We start from the raw sequence: 20111 nt of genomic DNA, 5'->3' as shown, positions 1-20111 counted from the left end.
TAAGAAACGCACGAAATGTGGCTGCTCTGTCTCTAAACTGAATTACGCAACAAAGCCCTTCCATATTTCAAATCTAGAATAAAAAATGTATTGCCTATTTTATAGTTAACAATCTGCATTGATGTAAACGGTAGATTGTGACTAAATTGGTGACAATAAAGGTGACTTCGACAAAAGATCCGCCAATAGAACCAACCCAAATATTGTGACTAGCCCAACAGAAAGAATTGAATAATATTAAGGTTCTCAGCGTGATACCTTGTCGAGAGAAGAGTGCCCATGTCGCTACGGATGAACCAACAACCGTAATAAACTCAAAGAAATGATTCATGTTAGGTAATGTCATTACCCACATTAAACCAATGAAAAACCACATCACTTTGCGGGATTGAGTTTTTATTGATACGTAACTTCGAATAGCATTGATAATTACGCCAATGGCGGCAACCATAGCGCCCATTAATATGAAATGGATACTCATAACAAAACAAAAGATCATCATTTGATAGCGAAATTTCATATCATCTTTTTGCCAAAAGGCCATTGCGCCGATACAGAAAGCGAGACCTCCAACTCCCTGTGTTACCCAGTTTTCCATATTTAGCCTTTATTGTTAGATGCTATCGATCACGATTAAATATTAACTTTGAAGGAATAATGCTCAACCATAAAATAACCCTCCAAAAGGAGGGTTAGATATAACGTTAAAGTGTTATTGCATTAGCTTTAATTGACTAGCTTAACGGCTTCACGAGTTAAATGAGCCAGCTCTTCCCAATTGCCTTCTTCAATCAGCTTCTTATCCACCATCCAAGTGCCACCACATGCAAGCACGCGAGGTATTGCTAAGTAGTCTTTAATGTTGTTTGGATTGATACCACCTGTCGGCATGATTTCTATATCCGTGTAAGGAGCAAGAAGTGATTTAACCATGTTGATGCCACCCGATGCTTCAGCAGGGAAAAACTTCAATGTCGTTAAGCCCATTTCAAGCGCTGCTTCTACTGTACTCGGGTTGTTGACTCCAGGAATGATATCAATACCAATCTCTTGGCAGGCTCTTACCGTGTTTGGGTTAAAGCCAGGAGAGACGACGAACGTTGCGCCCGCTTCTTTAGCTGCGATCGCCTGCTCTCTGTTTAATACTGTTCCTGCGCCGATCAACATATCTGGTTGTGATTCACGAAGTAGACGAATAGCTTCGACAGCAGCCTCAGAACGGAACGTAATTTCTGCTGCAGGTAAACCATTTTCAGCTAACACTTTACCCAAAGGGATGATGTCTTCAGCGTTGTCGATAGCGATCACAGGGATAACTTTCAGTGTTTTTAGTTGTTGTTTGATGTTCATTGGTATTCCTTAAATGGCTGTGATGGCCGCTTGAGTAAGTTCTTTTGCAATAATGGCACCGCGATGTTGGATAACGACGCCTGCCATGGTATTGCCACGCTGGCACGACGTTGTTAAGTCTTCGCCAGCAAGGTAAGCAGATAAAAATCCGCCATTGAATGAGTCTCCTGCCGAGGTCGTATCAACGACATGTTCAACAGGTTGGGTAGGCACCGCCCGTGGAGCCGAAGCGGTACCAGAATTTAGATTTATGTCACTTTGAATTGTGGCATCTTGAATGAGGCAGCCATCTGCACCCAGTTTGACGATGCATCGCTTAACACCCAGCGCAGTTAGACGTTCGATAGTTTGTTCTGGAGAGCTATCTCCCCAAATTAACTGTTCATCATCGAATGTCACCAATGCTAAATCCGTCAATGTATACATGGCTTGGTAGCTGTTTTTGACGGTTTGGTTTTCGTCCTGTGGCCAAAGGGTAGGGCGGAAGTTACTGTCGAAGGCGATTTCAACGCCTTGTGTCTTCAATTCAACCAAGATGTTCAATAGCTCGATACGATCTTGCTCGGGTAGAATCGCTAATGTGATACCGCTAAGAAAGACCATATCGACGTTGCGTAAAGCTTGTTTTATCTGGCTAAAATCTGGATGTTGCAACAGGTACCGTGCTGCTGACTGATTACGCCAGTATAAGAAGGTACGCTCACCTGCGTCATCAAGCTGAATCAGGTATAGGCCTGGAGTTCGTTGGCTGTCTTGTAGAACGAGGTCAGTCGACACTCCTTCATGTTGCCAGCGCTCTAACATTCCCTTGCTAATCGGGTCTGCGCCTAAAGCCGTGACGTAGGACACTTTGATGTCATTTGGATTTAGGTTGACCTCACAGCCGCGGCTTAGATAGACCGCAGCATTGAGTGTGTCTCCGCCAAACGTTTGATGCATTGAGCCAAACGGTTTTCCGTTAAGCTCGATCATGCACTCACCAATAATGGCGATATGTTTCATGGGTTACGCCCTCTCTTCGAAGTAGCGTTTTGCGTTACCAAAGCAGATGTCCTCGACCATAGGGCCAAGCAGTGACATGTCGCTTGGCACCTCGCCGTTTTCAGCCCAACGACCAAGCATGTCACACAGAATTCTGCGGAAGTATTCGTGGCGTGTGTACGACAAGAAGCTACGAGAGTCAGTCAGCATGCCGACAAACTGGCTAAGCAGACCAAGCTGAGATAGCTGCTCCATTTGGCGTTGCATGCCGTCTTTCTGATCGTTGAACCACCAACCAGAACCAAACTGAACTTTGCCCGCGATACCGCCACCTTGGAAATTACCAATCATGGTGCCCATCATCTCGTTATCGCGAGGGTTTAAGCAGTAAAGGATGGTGCGAGGCAACTCGTTGCTTTGATCCATTTCGTCCAACAGATGAGCCAGCTCGAAGGCAAATGTCTTGTCGCTGATCGAATCAAACCCTGCATCTGCGCCTAACAGTTGGAACATACGCGTGTTGTTATTACGTTGAGCACCAATGTGAAGCTGCATTACCCAACCCATTGCGGCGTAGCGCTTGCCTAACCACACTTGAACGGCTGTTGAAAACTGCGCACATTCTAGATCGGTGAGTGTTTCGCCATTGAGGCGTCGAGTTAACAGGGCATCCAAATCCGATTCTGATGGAATAGGTGCGTAGCGAACCACTTCAATACCGTGGTCTGCTGCACGGCAACCATGGTCGTTGAAATGCGTTAGGCGGCTGTCTAAAGCACTCAATAGATGATGGAAGCGAGTGATCTCAACGTCAGCAACCATGCCTAATTTTTGTAGGTAATCAGCAAAGCCATCAAGTTCAATTTTGAACGCTTTATCTGGGCGCCAGCTTGGCAGAACCTTCACATCAAATGAATTGTCTTGAGCGATCGCTTTATGGTGTTCAAGAGAATCAATTGGATCGTCTGTCGTACCTGCCATCACCACATTCATTTGCTTCATGATACCGCGAGCACTAAATTCTGGTGTCGCTAATAGCTCGTTGCCTTCGTGCCAAATTTGGTCAGCGGTTTCTGGGCCAAAGAGAGTGCCAGTAATACCAAATGGGCGACGAAGTTCTAAGTGAGTCCAGTGGTAAAGTGGGTTACCCAAGGTTTGAGGGACGGTTTTAGCCCATGCCATGAACTTGTGATAATCGCTTGCGCCTCCGGTGATCAGACGTTCGTCGATCCCTGCTGAACGCATGCCACGCCATTTGTAATGGTCACCCTCAAGCCAAATCTTAGACATGTTTTCGAACTGACGATCTTGAGCCACTTCTGCTGGGTTTAGATGGCAGTGATAGTCATAAATCGGCTGGTGGCTTGCGTGTTCGTGGTACAAACGGCGTGCAGTCTCATTCGACAGTAAAAAGTCTTCACATAAGAAATTCTTCATTGTTTGTACTCCTTATAACGCAGCCACGGTCGCAACAGCACCGTGTTCAATTAATGATTGGTACGCTGAACTTACCGCATCAATCACCTGTGGGTTTTGACCTAGTTCGGCAGGGAAAATCGCTTCAACCGCAAGCAACGCCGGAACCACAGATACATTGAGTCCATGCTGGTCGCAGATCTGGCGAAGTGTATCTACCATTGGGTCGCGAACATCGATCTCATTGCCTTGCTCATCAACACCCGATACATAGCGCATCCAGCCAGCGATGGCCGTCGCAAGCCATGAGAAGTCTGAGCCTTGCTCTAAATGGAATCGCAAGCTACCACCCATACGCTGAGGGATCTTCTGACTGCCATCCATCGCAATCTGCCATGTCTTATGTTTCAAACTTGGGTTGGTGAAGCGGTTGATAAGCAAGGTTGCGTAGCCTTCCAAATCAGTCCCTTCAGGCATAGTTAGTGAAGGTGCTTGGGATTTCATCATCATGTCAAAAGCGGCTTTGCGGTAGCCTGCATCTGTCATGGTGTCGGAAATATGGTCGTAACCACCAAGGTATCCAAGGTAAGCAAGGAAAGAGTGACTGCCATTGAGCATGCGCAGTTTCATCTCTTCGTAAGGCACCACATCTTCTACGAACTCTGCGCCAGCAACATTCCAGTCTGGGCGGCCTGCCACAAAGTTATCTTCAATCACCCATTGGCGGAATGGTTCACAGGCAATGCCACATGGATCTTCACAACCAAGCAGTTCTGCAATTTCTGTCAGTGTCTCTTCGGTTGCTGCGGGTACGATGCGGTCAACCATGGTGCATGGGAAGGTGACATTGGTTTCAATCCAATCACGTAATTCTGGGTCAAGCAGTTGAGCGAACTCAATGATCGCTGCTTTTGCTACATGACCGTTCTCTTGCACGTTATCGCAAGACATTACCGTGAATGGAGGAAGGTTACGGTCGCGGCGTATTTTGAGCGCTCGTACAATATATCCAAGCGCCGATTTTGGCTGCGTTGGGTTCGCTAAATCAGCGATGACTAGGGCATTATTTCTATCAAGCTTGCCAGTTGCAGGGTCAGCGCAGTAGCCTTTCTCTGTGATCGTCATCGACACGATCGCCACTTGAGGCTCAGCCATTTTTTCTAAAACAGCTTCGATACCGTCTAGGTTTGGATGCAGTGATTCAGTCACTGAGCCGATTACTTTAACGTCTGTGGATTCAGCGCCTTTTTCAGCAACGGTGTAAAGGTGGTCTTGCGCGCGAAGTGATTCAATCAAATCTTCGCCGCCGAATAGGTTAATTTCGCAAATGCCCCAATCAGTGTTGGTTTTGCTTAGCATTTCATTGGTGAATAGCGCTTGGTGCGCTCGGTGAAATGCACCGAAACCAAGGTGCACAATACGGCTTTGGAGTGCTGAACGGTCGTAGTCAGGTCGTAATACAGTGTTTGGCAGCGTAGAGTTAGCAACAGTCTTCATTATTCAGTTCCTTTTCCCGCCAGCGAACCAGCGGGATTTTATTATTTGATAAAGCGTTTGAGTGTTTAGTCGTCTTAGAATGTATCTGTGACCAAATTACGAACCGTAGCCCAGTACTAATTCAGGTAAGAACAAGCTCAGCTCAGGGATAAAAGTAACGGCCATTAGGGCTGCAATCAGTGCAGCATAGAATGGCAGCAAAGGTTTGATGACTTTGTCGATGGCAATGTTGGCAACCGAACAACCGATGAATAGAGCACTACCTACTGGCGGCGTACAGATACCGATAGCAAGGTTGAAGGTCATCATGATGCCGAAGTGCACAGGGTCGATGCCTAGGTCTAGCGCGATTGGTAGGAAGATTGGTGTGAAGATCAGTACCGCTGGTGTCATATCCATGAAGATACCCACAATCAGCAGAATCACGTTGATAATCAGTAGGATCATTAGCGGGTTATCAGAAACCGCCAGTAATGCATCAGCAATCATGTAAGGCACATCGGCGTTCGCCATTGCCCAAGACATCCCCATTGATGCGCCAACAAGTAATAGAACGATAGAAGTTGTTACTGCAGACTCAAGGATGATCTTTGGAATATCACGCCATTTTACTTCACGGTAGATAAGCACGGCTAAAACAAACGTGTATACCACGGCAATCGCAGAAGCTTCAGTTGCAGTAAAGATACCGCCAATGATGCCACCCATGATGATGCCGATCAGTGCCAGAGAAGGCGCTGCTTTTAGGAAGGTATCCCAAACCATTGATAGTGAAGGACGCGCTGCAACAGGGTAACCACGACGTTTTGCAATAATACCCGCCACAATCATGATACTTAGCCCCATGATGAGACCTGGGATGTAACCTGCTAAGAACAATGCCGCGATTGAAGTACCACCAGAAACCAAAGAGAAAACGATCAGCGTGTTACTTGGTGGAATCAATAGACCAGTAGGACACGAAGTAATGTTAACCGCCGCGGAGAAGTTTTCGTCGTAGCCGTCTTTCTTTTGCAGAGGAGACATGGTGCCACCCACTGCAGCTGCGGATGCTACCGCCGATCCTGAGATAGAGCCAAACATCATGTTTGCCATCACGTTTACGTGTGCCAATGAACCCGGCAAACGACCACCCAACACTTTCGCGAAGTTAATCAAACGCAGCGCAATGCCGCCTTGGTTCATGATGTTGCCCGCCAAAATGAAGAACGGGATCGCCAGTAATGCAAAGTTATCAAGGCCAGCGGCCATGCGTTGAGCAACCACCGCGATAGCCGGCTCAAGCGGTAAGCTCATTAAGATGGTTGCTAGTGACGATAAACCAATCGCAAAAGAGACCGGTACACCGATTGTAAGCAGTACAGCGAAACTACCGAATAAGGTCAGTATTACTTGCCATTCCATTGTGAAATCCTTCTATCAATCAAGTTGTGAGTCGGTGATCAAATCGTCACCTGACATTAATTGTTTAACGCGTTCGTAAGTAAACACGACGGAGTAAAAAATCATTAAAGCGCCACTGATAGGCAAGCAGAAGTAGATGTAGCCCATTTCTAAACCTAGAGCGGGAGTCAGCTGTCCCATCGCAAGCGTTTTAGCAGCAAGTTGGCTTCCACCGTGTACTAGAACGATATAAGAGAAAGAAGCGATGGCTATTTGGATAACGATTTCGTTGATTAATTTACGTTTGCCAGTCAGCTTCATCGTAAGCAGGTCGATGGCAAGATGGCGTTTCAGACCCGTTGTATAGGCGGCACCAATTAAGGCTACCCACATAAAGAGATAACGCGCGAGCTCGTCGGTAACAGTACTTGGTTTGCCAATAACATAGCGGGATAAAACCTGCCATATCACACATAGCACTAAGAAAGACGATAGAGACACTGTAAAGGCGGCCAACCCTCTATTTATGTAACTGACCAATTTATTCATGTTTATTTCCTTTCAACAAAATTGCGTATCTCATAACAATTGGTTTACCAATGTAAGAAACTGTTTCTATGCAGGGATAGTATGTTCAAAAATCTGGCTGAATCATAAGCTATTCATTTTTTGGTTGGCGTGAGCAACTTCACAAATGATTTTGGTTGACCAATTTATGGGTTTTTATTGTGATATTGGTCAATCAATTTTAATTTCAGCTTTGACGGTTCCTTTTTTGAGCCCCAATATGAGCCCATAACAAAAAACACCCTACATTTTGGATAACCAATCCACGGAGAATAAGAATGATGATGACGCGTAAAACTTTGATTAGTGCGGTTGTCGGTGCTGCTTTCACTTTTGGAGCAACAGCTTCTGCTTATGCAGCGACAACATTGAAACTGAGCCATAACCACCCTCGTGACCATGCAGTACATGAAGCGATGACGTTTATGGCGAAAGAAGTACGTGAATTGACTGATGGTGAGGTGCGTATTCGTATTTACCCTGACGCTCAATTGGGTACACAGCGTGAATCTATGGAGCTGATGCAGAACGGCGCTTTAGATATGGTGAAAAGTAATGCTGCTGAGCTAGAAGCTTTTTCTCCTGCTTATTCATCATTCAACATGCCTTACTTATTCCGCGATCAAGCGCACTACTACAGTGTGACTGATGGTGAAGTGGGCCGTGACATTCTTAACTCTTCTCGTGATAGCGGCTTTATTGGTGTGACTTACTACGACGCTGGTGCGCGTAGCTTCTATACCAATAAGCCAATTAACACGCCAGAAGATCTGAAAGGTTTGAAAGTTCGTGTTCAACCAAGCCCATCAGCAATTGCGATGGTGAAAGCGTTAGGCGGTAACCCAACGCCACTAGCTTACGGTGAGTTGTACACAGCACTGCAGCAAGGTGTAGTGGATGCGGCTGAAAATAACATTCCTTCTTTCAGCTTGAGCCGTCACAGTGAAGTGTCTAAATACTTTAGCTTAGATGAGCACACGATGGTTCCGGATGTGTTGGTTATCTCAACCAGAGCATACGATAAACTGACTACAGAACAACAAGATGCGCTAATGAAAGCGGCAAGTGATTCATCTGAATTGATGAAAAAATTGTGGGCTGAATCGGAAGCAAAAGAGCGTGCTAAAGCCGAGGAAATGGGCGTTACTTTTGTGGAACCAGACAAGGCTGCGTTCGCACTCGCAGTTCAACCTATGTATGACGCGCTAGATAAAACGGATCCAGAATTGAGCGCATTAATTGATCGTATTCAGTCTGTTGAATAACGAGAAAATATAGAAAAAATAGTAATACAAAAACAAGGTGTTACTGCATTTTAGGATATAGAGGTTGACCAATTATATTTGGTCATTATGATGGCGAGAGAAATACAATGGAAAGAAGTGACAATATCATCATGATGCCTTTCGAGCCGAAAAGACCTTATCAGGAGATAGGGTTAGTACTAAGAAGAGAACTGATTGAAGGCCTGTATAAGGTTGGAGATAGATTACCTCCAGAACGCGATATTGCTGATCGTCTAGATGTAAGCCGCACAGTGGTGCGTGAAGCGATCATCATGCTGGAGCTTGAAAACTTAGTTGAGGTGAAAAAAGGGTCGGGTGTTTATGTCCTGAACATTCCAACTCATTCTCGCGAGAATGTGGTCAGCGATGATGCTGGTCCATTCGAGATGCTGCAGGCCCGCCAATTACTGGAAAGTAATATCGCGGAGTTTGCGGCAACTCAGGTCACTCCGGGCGACATCATTAAGATGCGCTCTGCACTCGAACTCGAGCGCGAAGAGCTTGCAAGCGGCACCACCGATTGCAGCGGAGATGAAAGATTTCACATGTGTATTGCAGAGGCCACTCAAAACTCTGTTCTGGTAGATATGCTGAAACAATCCTGGGATCGACGCGAAAAGAGTCCAATGTGGAATAAACTCCACTCTCACATCAGTGGTCAAGATTACCGTGAAGAATGGTTAGATGATCACGCTCGTATCCTCGCCGCCTTACAGCGCAAAGATCCTGTCGCTGCTAAGAACGCAATGTGGCAACACCTTGAGAATGTTAAACAGCGTTTGTTAGCGCTGTCAGACATTGATGACCCAAACTTTGATGGCTACTTATTTAGTTCCAACCCAGTGGTGCTGCTTAGCACAGAAAGTTAGTTTTGAAAGCTAACGTTGAATTCAGCGACAAGGCTCCTCTTGAAAGCTGATTCATTCACTAGGTTGTAGATAGGTAATCGTCTTTAGACCGGCGTAGACCGGTGCTATCTCGGGCAGCAATTGTCATTGCTGCCATTAAGAAGTCGTTATTGCATTTAGCTTGATTAATTCGAGCCGGCTAAGTGCGTCTTAAAGAAAGGTAAGTCTCATGGAACAAACGTGGCGTTGGTACGGCCCTAATGATCAAGTTTCGCTAGACGATATTCGTCAAGCGGGCGCAACTGGTATTGTGAATGCACTGCACCATATTCCAAATGGTGAAGTTTGGACAAAAGAAGAAATCCTGAAGCGTAAAGCCATTATCGAAGAGAAAGGTTTAACGTGGTCGGTCGTAGAAAGCGTGCCTGTGCACGAAGAGATCAAAACTCAAACTGGCAACTACCAGCAGTGGATTGATAACTATAAACAAACTCTGTCTAACCTTGCTGAGTGTGGCATCGATACGGTTTGTTATAACTTCATGCCTGTGTTGGACTGGACACGTACCGATTTAGAATTTGAAATGCCTGATGGCTCGCGCGCACTTCGCTTTGATCAAATTGCGTTTGCGGCATTTGAGCTGCATATTTTGAAGCGTCCGGGTGCTGAGTCAGACTATTCAGAGTCAGAGCAAGCGCAAGCGTTCGATTACTTCAACAACATGACGCCTGAGCAAATTCAGCAACTGACCAACAACATTATCGCCGGTTTGCCGGGCGCTGAAGAAGGCTACACACTTGAAGCGTTTCAAGCACAGCTAGACCGCTATGCGGGCATCGACAAAGATAAACTACGTGAGCACATGTCTCATTTCCTTGCTGAGCTGATGCCTATCTGTGATGCGAATGGTTTGAAGATGGCGGTTCATCCTGACGATCCACCGCGTCCAATTTTAGGCTTGCCTCGCATCGTTTCAACGATCGAAGACATTGATTGGTTGACCGAGCATGTGCCAAGCAAAATGAATGGCTTGACGATGTGCACGGGCTCATACGGTGTACGTGGCGACAATGATTTGGTCAATATGATCAAAAAGCACGGTGACCGAATTTACTTTACGCACCTGCGTTCTACTAAGCGCGAAGAGAGCAACCCAATGACATTCCACGAAGCGGCTCACCTAGATGGTGATGTGGACATGTACAACGTTGTAATGGCAATTTTGGATGAAGAAAATCGTCGTGCAGAAGTGGGCGATCACCGTTTAATTCCAATGCGTCCGGATCATGGTCATCAAATGCTGGATGACCTGAAGAAAACCACTAACCCAGGTTATTCGGCGATTGGTCGATTGAAAGGCTTGGCTGAAGTTCGCGGCTTAGAAATGGCATTGAAACGTGCTTTTTATACTAAGTAACGACGGCATCGAGCTTTAAAATACTTTTAAAAACCAGAACTCATGTTCTGGTTTTTTTGTATCTGCTCTTAGCAAAGCCATGAATTGATAGCACAACAATCACGTTCCCAACTTGGTAAAAGCCAGTGGTGTTTGTCCGGTTTGTTGTTTGAAAAAGGCAATGAAAGCGCTGTTCGAAGAGAATTCTAAGTAGTGCGCTGTGTCGGTAACGGTTCGGTTTTGAGCAAGCAGTTCGATCGCCTTAATCAAACGCCATTGTTGACGCCAATCTTGATAGGTCATGCCGGCTTCGGCTTTAAATAGACGAGTGATGGTTTTGCTACTGGCTCCAACGGATGACGCCAATACATTTAACGGAGGGACGATAAAATCGGCTTTGTTGACTTGTGTGCAGAAACGCGCCAATCGTCGGTCTGTTGGGAGTGGAAGAATTAAGGTTTGGTGCGTTAAGGAATGGAATTCTTCCCAAAAAAGCGCAGACGTATTGTGTGTCTTGTGCGCCGCGATATCCCATTCCCATAATGCGATCTTATTGATCAGCGCTTTCAGTAAATCGTTAACTTTAATCGTTGTGATCTCTTTTGGGCACTCAAATACATCGGTATCAAAATACAGAGAACGATACGCGACCACGTTGGTCATTTGTGCTCGGTGTGGAACATGTGGCGGGATCCATACAGCCTTAGTCGGAGGCAGAATACATAAAGCATTATCCAGTGTTAAGGTAATGCACCCTTGCGGAGCATAAAGTAATTGCCCTTTGCGATGCTGATGAATACCTGAATCATGCTGTCCTAGCTCTGCCGCTATTCCCACTACGCTTGCTTCAATGCTATCGGCATCAAAAGCACAGCTGTCATCGTTAAATGCCATTTGTCTCAATCTTGTTGTTTTTGGTTTTAATGCTGTTAACGAGCCAAGGTTAGTTTCCTCTAGACTTCCCGTCAAGTTCACTGGTCTTGGAAAAATGATGAAAACAAAACCTTCTTTATGGCAAATGGTGCTGCTGTTGATGTTCCCTCAAATCGCAGAAACCATCTATAGCCCGACTCTGGATTCTATATCGAAATCCTTTGATGTGAGTTACATACAAGCGGCACAAACCCTATCTATTTACTTCTCTGCATTTGCGGTGGGTGTGGTGGTGTGGGGCGTGTTAGCGGATAAATGGGGACGTCGTCCTACCATGTTATTGGGGATGGGATTATTTGCCTGTTCTGCACTTATTGCCATGCAAACCGACAGTTTTACGTGGTTGATGATAGCAAGAGCTATGGGCGCTTTCGGGCTTGCGGTTGGCTCTGTAGTCACTCAAACCATGTTACGAGATGCCTTTAGTGGCAGTGAGTTGGCCAAGGTGTTTGGTTACATGGGCATGGGGCTGTCGATTAGCCCCATCATCGGGCTGCTTCTTGGTGGTCAATTAAGCCAAGCGGGTGGGCACCAATATGTGTTTACTGCCTTGTTAATCATGGTGTTGGCGCTGCTAGTACACAGTTTATGCTCTTTGCCGGAAACGCAGCAGTCTAAGCAGCCGTTGCAATTAAAATCGCTCAGTATCGACATGATCAAAGACGGTGATATTTGGGTATCGGCACTGATTGTCGCGTCGTTCAATATTGCGCTGTTTTCGTATTACCAACTGGGTTCATTCACCTTCTTACAGCTTGGATTCAGTATCGAGCAGTTTGGCTATAGCGGTGTCGTACTTGGGTTCGGAACCTTGTTGGGAAGCTTGGTTAATAAGGCGCTCTTAAAACGACAAGTGTCATCTATCTCTTTGATTAGCTTAGCGGCAGGGTTTCAAACATTAGGCGCAGTGGGTGTGTACCTTTCACAACATTCGATCTGGTTCTTGCTTCCGATGATGTTGGTGGTTATGGCGTTTGGCATTGCGATTCCTAATGTCTTGAGCCGAGCATTGGTGCGTTACCAATCTCAAGCTGGAAGCGCAGGTGCACTGTTTGGTTTGATGTATTACACCTTGATTGGTTCAGGGCTCGCTTTAGCGGGAATGATTCAAGATCTAGGTGTGGTGTTGGTACTTTGTGGCGCGTTATCTGTGTTAGTGACGATACGCAGCCGACTCTAGATTTAACGGTAAGTTTCTCATTCATATTGATAAATTCCGCGTCCTATTTGATACGGGATTTACCATTTTATCCTTTCGTAAATTTGGATATTGACATGGGTAGAATGATCGCTCTACTATGTGTGTAGAACAATCATTCTACCTTTAGTCAGGTATAAGAGATCCGCATGTTAAGAGAACAAATTGCAGAGAGCCTTGAGGTTGCGTTTAGTCAACATGGTTTTGCAGAGCCGAGCGTGGCTCAACTAAAGACGGCATGTAATGTCAGCCTACGTACGCTCTACAAACATTATCCATCGAAAGAAGCGATGATCGTTGGGGCGTTAGAGCACCGTCATCACCGTTACCTAAATTTCCTGTTAGAAAGTGCGCCTGTTGATGGCCTGGCATCCATGCTTGATATCTTCGACAAGTTACAACAGTGGATGGAAGAGTATGCGCCACACGGTTGTATGTCGATGAATGCGATGGCTGCTTTTCCTGACAACGAGATAATTAATCAAGCTGTTACTGAACATAAACGAGAAGTAAAAGCACTTCTGGGTAAGCAGAGTCAACGAGGCGATCTGGCTTCAGAGCTTTTTCTACTTCATGAAGGTGTATCAAGCGCGTGGCCAGTATTAGGCGAAGAAGCGGTGACATCAGCACAGAATATGGTGACAAAATTACTCAAGGAAACACGATGACATTCGAACTACCAAAAACAATGAAAGGCGTAGAGATGTTGGGTCATGGCGGAGCAGACATGCTTGGCTACCGTGAAGATATCGCTGTTCCTCAAATTGAACCTAATGAAGTGCTGATCAAGGTGATGGCCGCAGGCGTGAACAATACCGATATTAACACACGAATCGGTTGGTACTCTAAAAGTGATGACTCAGATGATGCAAGTTGGTCGGGTGAAGCGTTGAAGTTCCCTCGTATCCAAGGTGCTGACGTGTGCGGTTTCATCGTGGCAGTCGGCAATGAAGTGTCTGCTGATCGTGTCGGTGAGCGTGTTCTTATCGAACCTTGTTTAACGGAAGTGCACGGACGAGATTTACCACAACCATGGTATTTCGGTTCTGAGTGCGATGGTGGCTTTGCTGAATACACCAAAGTCGCAGCGAAACATGCTTATGCGGTGAACAGCACAATGTCGGATGTTGAGCTAGCGTCATTCCCATGTTCTTACTCAACAGCAGAGAACATGCTGACTCGCGCTAATGTGGCTGAAGGTGATCGCGTGCTTATCTCTGGCGCATCAGGTGGCGTGGGCTCGGCGGCGATTCAACTGGCGAAAGCTCGCGGTGCTTACGTGATTGCGATTACTAGCCCAAGCAAAAACCAGCAGTTATTGGAACTGGGTGCTAATGAGGTGATTGCTCGTGATGCTGATTTAGTTGAGGCTTTAAGCACAAACAGTGTGAATGTAGTTATCGACTTAGTCGCCGGTGATAAGTGGCCGGAATTCCTTGAAGTGCTGAAACCACACGGTCGTTATGCCGTATCAGGCGCGATTGGTGGAGCTATGGTTGAGCTTGATGTTCGTACTCTGTACCTGAAAGACCTTAGCTTTTTTGGTTGCACTGTTTTAGAACCACAAGTATTCCAGAATCTAGTAAACCGTATTGAGAAACAGCAGATTGGCGCAATTGTCGCGGAGTCGTTCCCACTTGCTGATATTCATACAGCACAAGACGAATTCTTGAAGAAAAAACACGTCGGTAAGATTGTGCTGGAAGTGGCTCAGCGTTAACTTTAGATAGAGTTACAAGACTAATCTATGAAAGAGCGAGCAGCGTTATTTGCTCGCTCTTTTTGTTTCTGGCCAATACCGACTAGCCTAGTCTTGTCGTCTGCCGAGCAACAGATCCTATACAGCGAAGAAATAAGTGATTCATTTATCATTGTATGGTTTATGAATTGTGTGTGCGATAATCGCCGCCGTTCTATATCCCGATCTATGTTGTATTCATCTAGGAGCCGTATTGATGTTTAAAAGGGTATTGCAGGCACTATTTTCGCCTTTTGTTGATTCAAAAAACAAACCCTCTGCAGAGCCTGTCCAAAAAGAGCAACAACAAACCGTTGCTACTGATTCTGTTCAGTCTTCAATCTTTGTTCCGCCTTCGTCCGCCCAGCCATCATCACTCATTGTCGATAAGACGCTTAGCCTTCACGATGGTGAGTTCCTTGATTATTTGTTTGGCGAGTCCCGTCTGAGAACAGAGTCAGACCCATTTAGTGATTTTGTCGCCTGCCAAATTGAGCGCTTGATTCGCTCTCCAAAAGCGTTGCTTAATGAACTACCAGTGATGCCAACCTCTGTGACCACGTTAATGGCAGAATTACAGAGTGACGAATTTGATGTCGATGCATTGGTGAAAGTGATTGAACGCGAGCCAAGCATGGCTGCAGATGTGATAAAACTGGCTAACAGTGCTTTCTACAAGCGTGGTGAGAAACAGGTTACTGATCTAAAAACAGCATTCCTAAATATGGGTTCTCAAGGGCTTGTAGAAGGGGTCGTGAATAGCTACATGAAGAACTTCACGCCGGGCAACAATATTTACTGGCGTCATTTCGGAGAGAAAATTTGGAATCACAGTGTCCAAACGGCCTCATTTTCTAAGGAATTGATGAAAGACTCTTCATCTCAAGAAGATCAAGCCGCGGCATACTTTGTTGGGTTGATTCGTAACTTGGGCAAGATGATTATTTTCCAGATGATGGTGGAAGCATTTAAGCATGTTGACCCTTCAGTGCCGCCTAACTCGTTGGCATTGAAGCGATTGATGAACAGCTATTCTATTCGCCTGACTTACACCATTGCTAAATTCTGGGAATTGCCAGAATCTGTACTGACTGCGATTGGTTACCAAGAATCGAGCCGATACGAATGTACGCCACTTGGGCAAGCGGTGTTTGAGGCGAACTACTTAAGTGAGCTGCAATATCTGCTGGAAGCCAAAATGATTACGCCTGAAAACTTTGAAACCAGATGCCAACAAACGATAGCTACGCCTGCCGCCAACCTCGTGGCTAATCGTTTACTGAAAGAGTCCGAGCTAGCACTTGTTGGTTAAGTGAATCTGACTAAGAGATAAAGAAAATCGCCTCTCGAATTGAGAGGCGATGGATTTGAAGTTTACTTAAGCAGATAAGCGAAGCAGGTGCGTGAAGTCAGGCTGACAAGTATAAAGTAGACGTATCAATGCAGCGTCGCGATGTTTATTGGATCTCAGCCAGCTCTTCGACTAAACGGTCACGTTCTGCAATTTCGTCTTCGATTTTACGTTGGTACTTTTTCACTTTCTGAGTCTTACCAGACTGTTTCGCTTCTTCGAGATCATCTCGGTATTCAGCGAGATCTTCTTCACTCGATTCTATTTTTTCAGCGATTTTGTCTTTCAAGCCGTCATTGGTGCAGTTAGCTTTCACTTCTTTCAGTGCTTTGTTCAAGCCATCAACCTTGTGTTGATTGCCGTATTCCTTTGCTTTGTCTATTTGATATTCGATTTCGCAGCTCTTTCTTTCACAGCCGGATAAGTCTTCACACTGCGAACTCGCAAAGCTATGGAATGATAGAACGCATAGAGACAGTATTGAGCTCTTTAGAAGTAGTTTCATGCTTTAACCGTTTGATTTATAAATGGCGTTTAAGTGGTGCGATGTTATCAACAACACGAATAATTAGTTTGGCTCAACGTCACTTAATTTCCAGTCCGCCAAAGCTCTAATGTGTTTCGGCCCGATGCCACAACAGCCACCGATAATATTCGCGCCAAGTGCGTGCCAGTGTTTTGCGTAAACTAGGTAACCTTGGCCATCCAGCTCACGCATCTCTTGAAGCATGTCATTGGCTTCATGTTCGTTGCTGATCGGCGCAAAGTTGTTCGCATAGACACCGATTTCCAAATCACAGCCTAGTTCTTTAATTACTTTTTTAGTATCGATGATGGCTTGATCCATCACTTCAGGCACTGAGCAATTAAACATAACGCCTGTAGCGTTGGATTGGCAGGCCAGTTTGATGGCGTCAGTTACGCTTTCGCCAGAACGAATGCTAGCAGAATCACCCTTGGTGTCTTCCAAACTGAATGCGTAGTAACACGGCTTATCTGATTGCTTAAGTACCGCATGAATGGATTCGAATTCTTGCAGGCTACAGATCGTTTCCGCGATCCAAAGGTCGATGTTTGGGTCTTGCGCATCGTAAAGGGTTTGAATGATAGGGGCTGCTTCTTCGACCTTAAACAAGTCTGGTCGGTAGCTGCCAAATGGCGGTGGAATCGCGCCTGCTACTTTCACTGTGTGAGGGGCATTGTCAGCAACGGCTTTAGCCAGTTCGCCAGATAGCTCTGCGAGTTCAAAACCTTGTTGTTTGAACAGCTCTTCACCCAAATGAAAAGGTACACAGGCGTAGCTATTGGTGATCAGGATTTCAGCACCAGCATCGACAAAGTTTTGATGCGCTTGGCTAACAAAATCGGGTGCCTCAATCAGCGCTTGAGCACTCCAAAGTGGTTGAGAAAATGGCGCGCCAATTTCTTTGAGTTCTCGGCCCATGCCGCCATCAAGTATGGTTAGTGTTTTCATATTCAATACTATCTAAACAATTGCTGAAGTTCTGCCGCCACCATATCAGACAACCTTGATAGACAGAAGCCATCAAGCCAAGGTTCAACTATCGATGAGGGAGTTTCGTTATAGGCCGTCTAGCGGGCTAGTCGTGCCACTAAAGTGTTGCCCAATAACGTGAGTGTATATCTGAGTTGTCTTAACATCACTGTGCCCCAGTAGCTCTTGAACCGTTCTGATATCGGAGCCTGATTTTAGAAGTTGTTTATAAATTGATTGTACAGATAGGCTAGAGCATTGAGGGCAACCTTTTGAGTAGTGATGGCGACTTTTTGTTGATTAGCTAAATGAGAAAGAAAGGAGACAACTTCAGCGGCATGCATCTGTTCAGGGTGTTTAAGCTTATGAAAATGAATGAAGTATTTTATCCAATAACTGTAGGCTTTGATTGTCTTGCGACTATAGCCTCGCATCGTCATATGTTCGCAAATTGCCTGCATGAATTGACTCGCCATATATCCCCCTTCTAAAAAGCTGTGCATACACAGTTTATTGGGAGGGAGATAAATCATGGCTTAAAAAAGAGTGGTTTTTAACTCTGATTGAGCACGAATTTAACGAGAGGTTTATTTTAAATTATTGATTACAATGCAGGTTTATCGGTGGTTAAGAATGAGGCCGAGCGTTACATCGTCGGCAATATGTGCTTGCACGTTTTCACACTTAATGTTGAGACCCACTTTTATATTAAATGCATAGCATTCAGTTGGTTATGAGCGACCTTTTTGATATGTTAAGCGGATGGATTCGTGCTCGCACGATATTAAAATGTTATGTTTAATGAGGAAGTATGAGCGAAAATATAGAAAAGTTTGATGAGCTTGTCGCAAGAGTCTTTGAAAAACTCTACTCAGAGTTTCCTAAGCAAATTGTTCTCGATCCTTGTGAATTAATGGATTATGACGCAATTGCGTATTGGAATGACGATGGCGAATTCGTCGATCCCATTAGTGAGGAAGATAACGAGTTTTTTTCTTATACTCTTTCCTGGCTGTTTGACTCTGGCTACCTAATAGGGAAGTTCGGCGGTGCTTGGAACTCCCGAATGACGTTATCGCTCAAAGGCCTTCAGTTATTAAAATCTGTGCCATCTTCAGTCGAATCAAACGAGTCACTTGGTGAGCAACTTAAAGATGCTGTTAAGAGAGGCTCTAAAGACTATGCGGCAAATCTAGTTAGGGATGCTCTAAGTGCAAATAACGTTATGAATTTATTATCCGGAGTGTTTAATTAAACATAACAAAAAATTTAAGTGCGATTCGGCACGCGTGGCATTTTTACTATGCATCGGTTTAAGTGATTAAGGTGATATGCGGGAGCATCGGTATTGCATGCCTCACACCTTAATTGGGCTACATGGACTCCCTCTTTTGTCAACAATAGCTCCCGCTGACAACAGTGGATCGGACAGCAGCTCTACATTCGGTGTTTAATCGGATTCGTTCCGTCACCTTGATGATATTCGCTTGATGCCTGCCTCATTCGTTAAACAGTATTTATTACTTCCCAATTAAACAGGTTTAGGCATCTCGGTCTGGTCGTATTGTCATCATTTGCTATTGCTTTGACTCGGTGAGTGTTAACCGTTTACATAGTTAATCTTGTACTCTTTTCCTGTTGTTAATAATGCCCATATTATACGAGCATTCTTTGCTGCTAGGGCGACAGCTGCTCGTTTATAGCCTCGTCGTTCAACGAGTTGATTTAACCAAATACTGTTGCGATCGGTTTTCTCTTTACATCGTGCAATAACGGCTCTTGCGCCATGAATAAGTAGAGTGCGAATGTGTTTTTCGCCTCTTTTGCTGATGCGACCAAGATGAACATGACCACCTGTTGAGTATTGTCTTGGAACCAACCCTATCCAAGCAGCGAATTGGCGGCTGGAGCCAAATTGTTTGGCGTCATTGACGGTCGCGACAATGGCACTTGCACTGTGTTCACCGACACCTGGAATATCCATGAGGGCTTTGGCTGAAGCCATCTCACGGACTAAAGCGGAGACTCTGCGATCATAGTGCAGTACTTCTAGGTTAAGGTTTTGAATCTTGCTCGATAAATCTTGAAGTAGCTCTCGAGCGAGTATAGGCAGCCCATTTTCTGCATCTTCAAGGACACTACCAATGGTGTTTTGAGCCGAGTAGCGACCCTGTGGCATCACAATTCCAAATTCAGAAAGCAAACCTCTGAGTTGGTTAATGGTCGCCGTTCTTGTTTTAATTAGTCCCTGTCGAATACGATGCAGGCAAAGCACAGCTTGTTGCTCTTCACTTTTGATAGTGACAAATCGTGTTTTGGGTCTAGATACCGCTTCGCAGATGGCCTCCGCGTCATTGGCATCGTTCTTCTCATTTTGTCGGTATGGAATAACGAATTTGGACGCCATAATTTTCGGGTTATGACCGAGTTTCAGTAGCTCTCTTGCCCAGTGGTGTGCACCAGAGCACGCCTCCATACCGATGAGGCAGGGCGATAACTTAGCGAATGTGTCTAAGAGTTTGTTTCTTTTGACAGTTTTGCGTAGGACACACTTGCCATATGCATCAGCGCCGTGAATACTGAACACATTCTTGGCGAGGTCAACGCCAATAGTTTTAATGGTGGACATAGTAACCTCCAGTTCTTCAGCGTGTACTAAGTAAGTATGGCAC

At 45.3% G+C, this 20111-nt stretch carries 19 protein-coding genes and 2 pseudogenes; 8 read left to right on the top strand and 13 right to left on the bottom strand.

Going from position 1 to position 20111, the window contains the following annotated elements:
• Positions 1–94 precede the first annotated feature (94 nt).
• The 7 genes from ED652_RS21550 to ED652_RS21520 form a co-directional block, all read right to left on the bottom strand.
• The gene (locus ED652_RS21550; protein WP_122056113.1) at positions 95–598 is read right to left on the bottom strand and encodes a YgjV family protein; all 504 of its coding nucleotides are present in this window, start codon (positions 596–598) and stop codon (positions 95–97) included.
• A gap of 128 nt (positions 599–726) precedes the next feature.
• A complete protein-coding gene (locus ED652_RS21545; RefSeq protein WP_054545964.1) occupies positions 727–1350 on the bottom strand; it encodes a bifunctional 4-hydroxy-2-oxoglutarate aldolase/2-dehydro-3-deoxy-phosphogluconate aldolase in 624 nt (207 codons plus the stop codon).
• Between the two features lie 9 nt (positions 1351–1359).
• Entirely contained in the window at positions 1360–2352 is a 993-nt protein-coding gene (locus ED652_RS21540) for a sugar kinase (RefSeq protein ID WP_102300119.1), read from the bottom strand.
• Positions 2353–2355: 3 nt separating this feature from the next.
• Positions 2356–3768 (bottom strand): glucuronate isomerase, encoded by a 1413-nt coding sequence (uxaC, locus tag ED652_RS21535; protein WP_122056112.1) that lies wholly within the window; start codon positions 3766–3768, stop codon positions 2356–2358.
• Positions 3769–3780: 12 nt separating this feature from the next.
• Entirely contained in the window at positions 3781–5244 is a 1464-nt protein-coding gene (locus tag ED652_RS21530; protein WP_102327947.1) for a fructuronate reductase, read from the bottom strand.
• 96 nt (positions 5245–5340) lie between these two features.
• Complete coding sequence (locus ED652_RS21525) at positions 5341–6648, bottom strand: TRAP transporter large permease (RefSeq protein WP_054542885.1); 1308 nt, start codon at positions 6646–6648, stop codon at positions 5341–5343.
• Between the two features lie 15 nt (positions 6649–6663).
• Complete coding sequence (locus tag ED652_RS21520; RefSeq protein WP_048609952.1) at positions 6664–7176, bottom strand: TRAP transporter small permease; 513 nt, start codon at positions 7174–7176, stop codon at positions 6664–6666.
• 299 nt (positions 7177–7475) lie between these two features.
• Between ED652_RS21520 and ED652_RS21515 the strand changes: the two genes are divergently transcribed.
• From ED652_RS21515 to uxuA, 3 genes are all read left to right on the top strand, one after another.
• Positions 7476–8459 carry a TRAP transporter substrate-binding protein gene (locus ED652_RS21515; protein ID WP_054546316.1) on the top strand — a complete coding sequence of 328 codons (984 nt, stop codon included), beginning with the start codon at positions 7476–7478 and terminating at the stop codon, positions 8457–8459.
• 107 nt (positions 8460–8566) lie between these two features.
• On the top strand, positions 8567–9349 hold the full coding sequence (locus ED652_RS21510; protein WP_050643471.1) for an FCD domain-containing protein: 783 nt from the start codon (positions 8567–8569) through the stop codon (positions 9347–9349).
• A 208-nt stretch (positions 9350–9557) separates the two neighbouring features.
• On the top strand, positions 9558–10745 hold the full coding sequence (uxuA, locus tag ED652_RS21505) for a mannonate dehydratase (protein ID WP_102340080.1): 1188 nt from the start codon (positions 9558–9560) through the stop codon (positions 10743–10745).
• Between the two features lie 99 nt (positions 10746–10844).
• Here the strand turns inward: uxuA and ED652_RS21500 are convergent, their stop codons facing one another.
• Positions 10845–11618: a helix-turn-helix domain-containing protein gene (locus ED652_RS21500; RefSeq protein WP_122056111.1), complete on the bottom strand. Its 774-nt coding sequence runs from the start codon at positions 11616–11618 to the stop codon at positions 10845–10847.
• A gap of 97 nt (positions 11619–11715) precedes the next feature.
• Between ED652_RS21500 and ED652_RS21495 the strand changes: the two genes are divergently transcribed.
• The 4 genes from ED652_RS21495 to ED652_RS21480 all read left to right on the top strand — a co-directional run bounded on the left by ED652_RS21495 (position 11716) and on the right by ED652_RS21480 (position 15905).
• On the top strand, positions 11716–12837 hold the full coding sequence (locus tag ED652_RS21495; protein ID WP_122056110.1) for a multidrug effflux MFS transporter: 1122 nt from the start codon (positions 11716–11718) through the stop codon (positions 12835–12837).
• A gap of 167 nt (positions 12838–13004) precedes the next feature.
• On the top strand, positions 13005–13523 hold the full coding sequence (locus ED652_RS21490) for a TetR/AcrR family transcriptional regulator (RefSeq protein WP_122056109.1): 519 nt from the start codon (positions 13005–13007) through the stop codon (positions 13521–13523).
• The gene (locus ED652_RS21485; protein ID WP_122056108.1) at positions 13520–14575 is read left to right on the top strand and encodes an alcohol dehydrogenase family protein; all 1056 of its coding nucleotides are present in this window, start codon (positions 13520–13522) and stop codon (positions 14573–14575) included. Before ED652_RS21490 ends, ED652_RS21485 begins: the two co-directional genes overlap by 4 nt.
• 235 nt (positions 14576–14810) lie before the next feature.
• Positions 14811–15905: an HDOD domain-containing protein gene (locus ED652_RS21480; protein ID WP_122056107.1), complete on the top strand. Its 1095-nt coding sequence runs from the start codon at positions 14811–14813 to the stop codon at positions 15903–15905.
• Between the two features lie 145 nt (positions 15906–16050).
• Here ED652_RS21480 and ED652_RS21475 read toward each other — a convergent pair whose 3' ends face one another.
• From ED652_RS21475 to ED652_RS24160, 4 genes and pseudogenes are all read right to left on the bottom strand, one after another.
• Positions 16051–16449 (bottom strand): DUF1090 domain-containing protein, encoded by a 399-nt coding sequence (locus tag ED652_RS21475; protein WP_122056106.1) that lies wholly within the window; start codon positions 16447–16449, stop codon positions 16051–16053.
• A 63-nt stretch (positions 16450–16512) separates the two neighbouring features.
• Positions 16513–17418, bottom strand: a complete 906-nt coding sequence (locus tag ED652_RS21470) for a homocysteine S-methyltransferase family protein (protein WP_122056105.1) — start codon at positions 17416–17418, stop codon at positions 16513–16515.
• Between the two features lie 108 nt (positions 17419–17526).
• Positions 17527–17690, bottom strand: a pseudogene (locus ED652_RS24055) (tyrosine-type recombinase/integrase); the annotation flags it as partial.
• 36 nt (positions 17691–17726) lie between these two features.
• Positions 17727–17873 (bottom strand): annotated as a pseudogene (locus ED652_RS24160) (site-specific integrase); the annotation flags it as partial.
• Between the two features lie 377 nt (positions 17874–18250).
• On the opposite strand from ED652_RS24160, the gene ED652_RS21460 reads away from it, so the two are divergent.
• The gene (locus ED652_RS21460; protein ID WP_122056104.1) at positions 18251–18694 is read left to right on the top strand and encodes a hypothetical protein; all 444 of its coding nucleotides are present in this window, start codon (positions 18251–18253) and stop codon (positions 18692–18694) included.
• 345 nt (positions 18695–19039) lie between these two features.
• On the opposite strand, the gene ED652_RS21455 is transcribed toward ED652_RS21460, so the two are convergent.
• Positions 19040–20068, bottom strand: coding sequence for an IS110 family transposase (locus ED652_RS21455; RefSeq protein ID WP_122056114.1), 1029 nt, complete (start codon positions 20066–20068; stop codon positions 19040–19042).
• Positions 20069–20111 lie beyond the last annotated feature (43 nt).

Source organism: Vibrio sp. Evd11 (genome assembly GCF_900382755.1).
Lineage (GTDB): Bacteria > Pseudomonadota > Gammaproteobacteria > Enterobacterales > Vibrionaceae > Vibrio > Vibrio lentus.
Note: the sequence above shows the minus strand (reverse complement) of the source record. Positions and strands in the feature narration are given on the sequence as shown.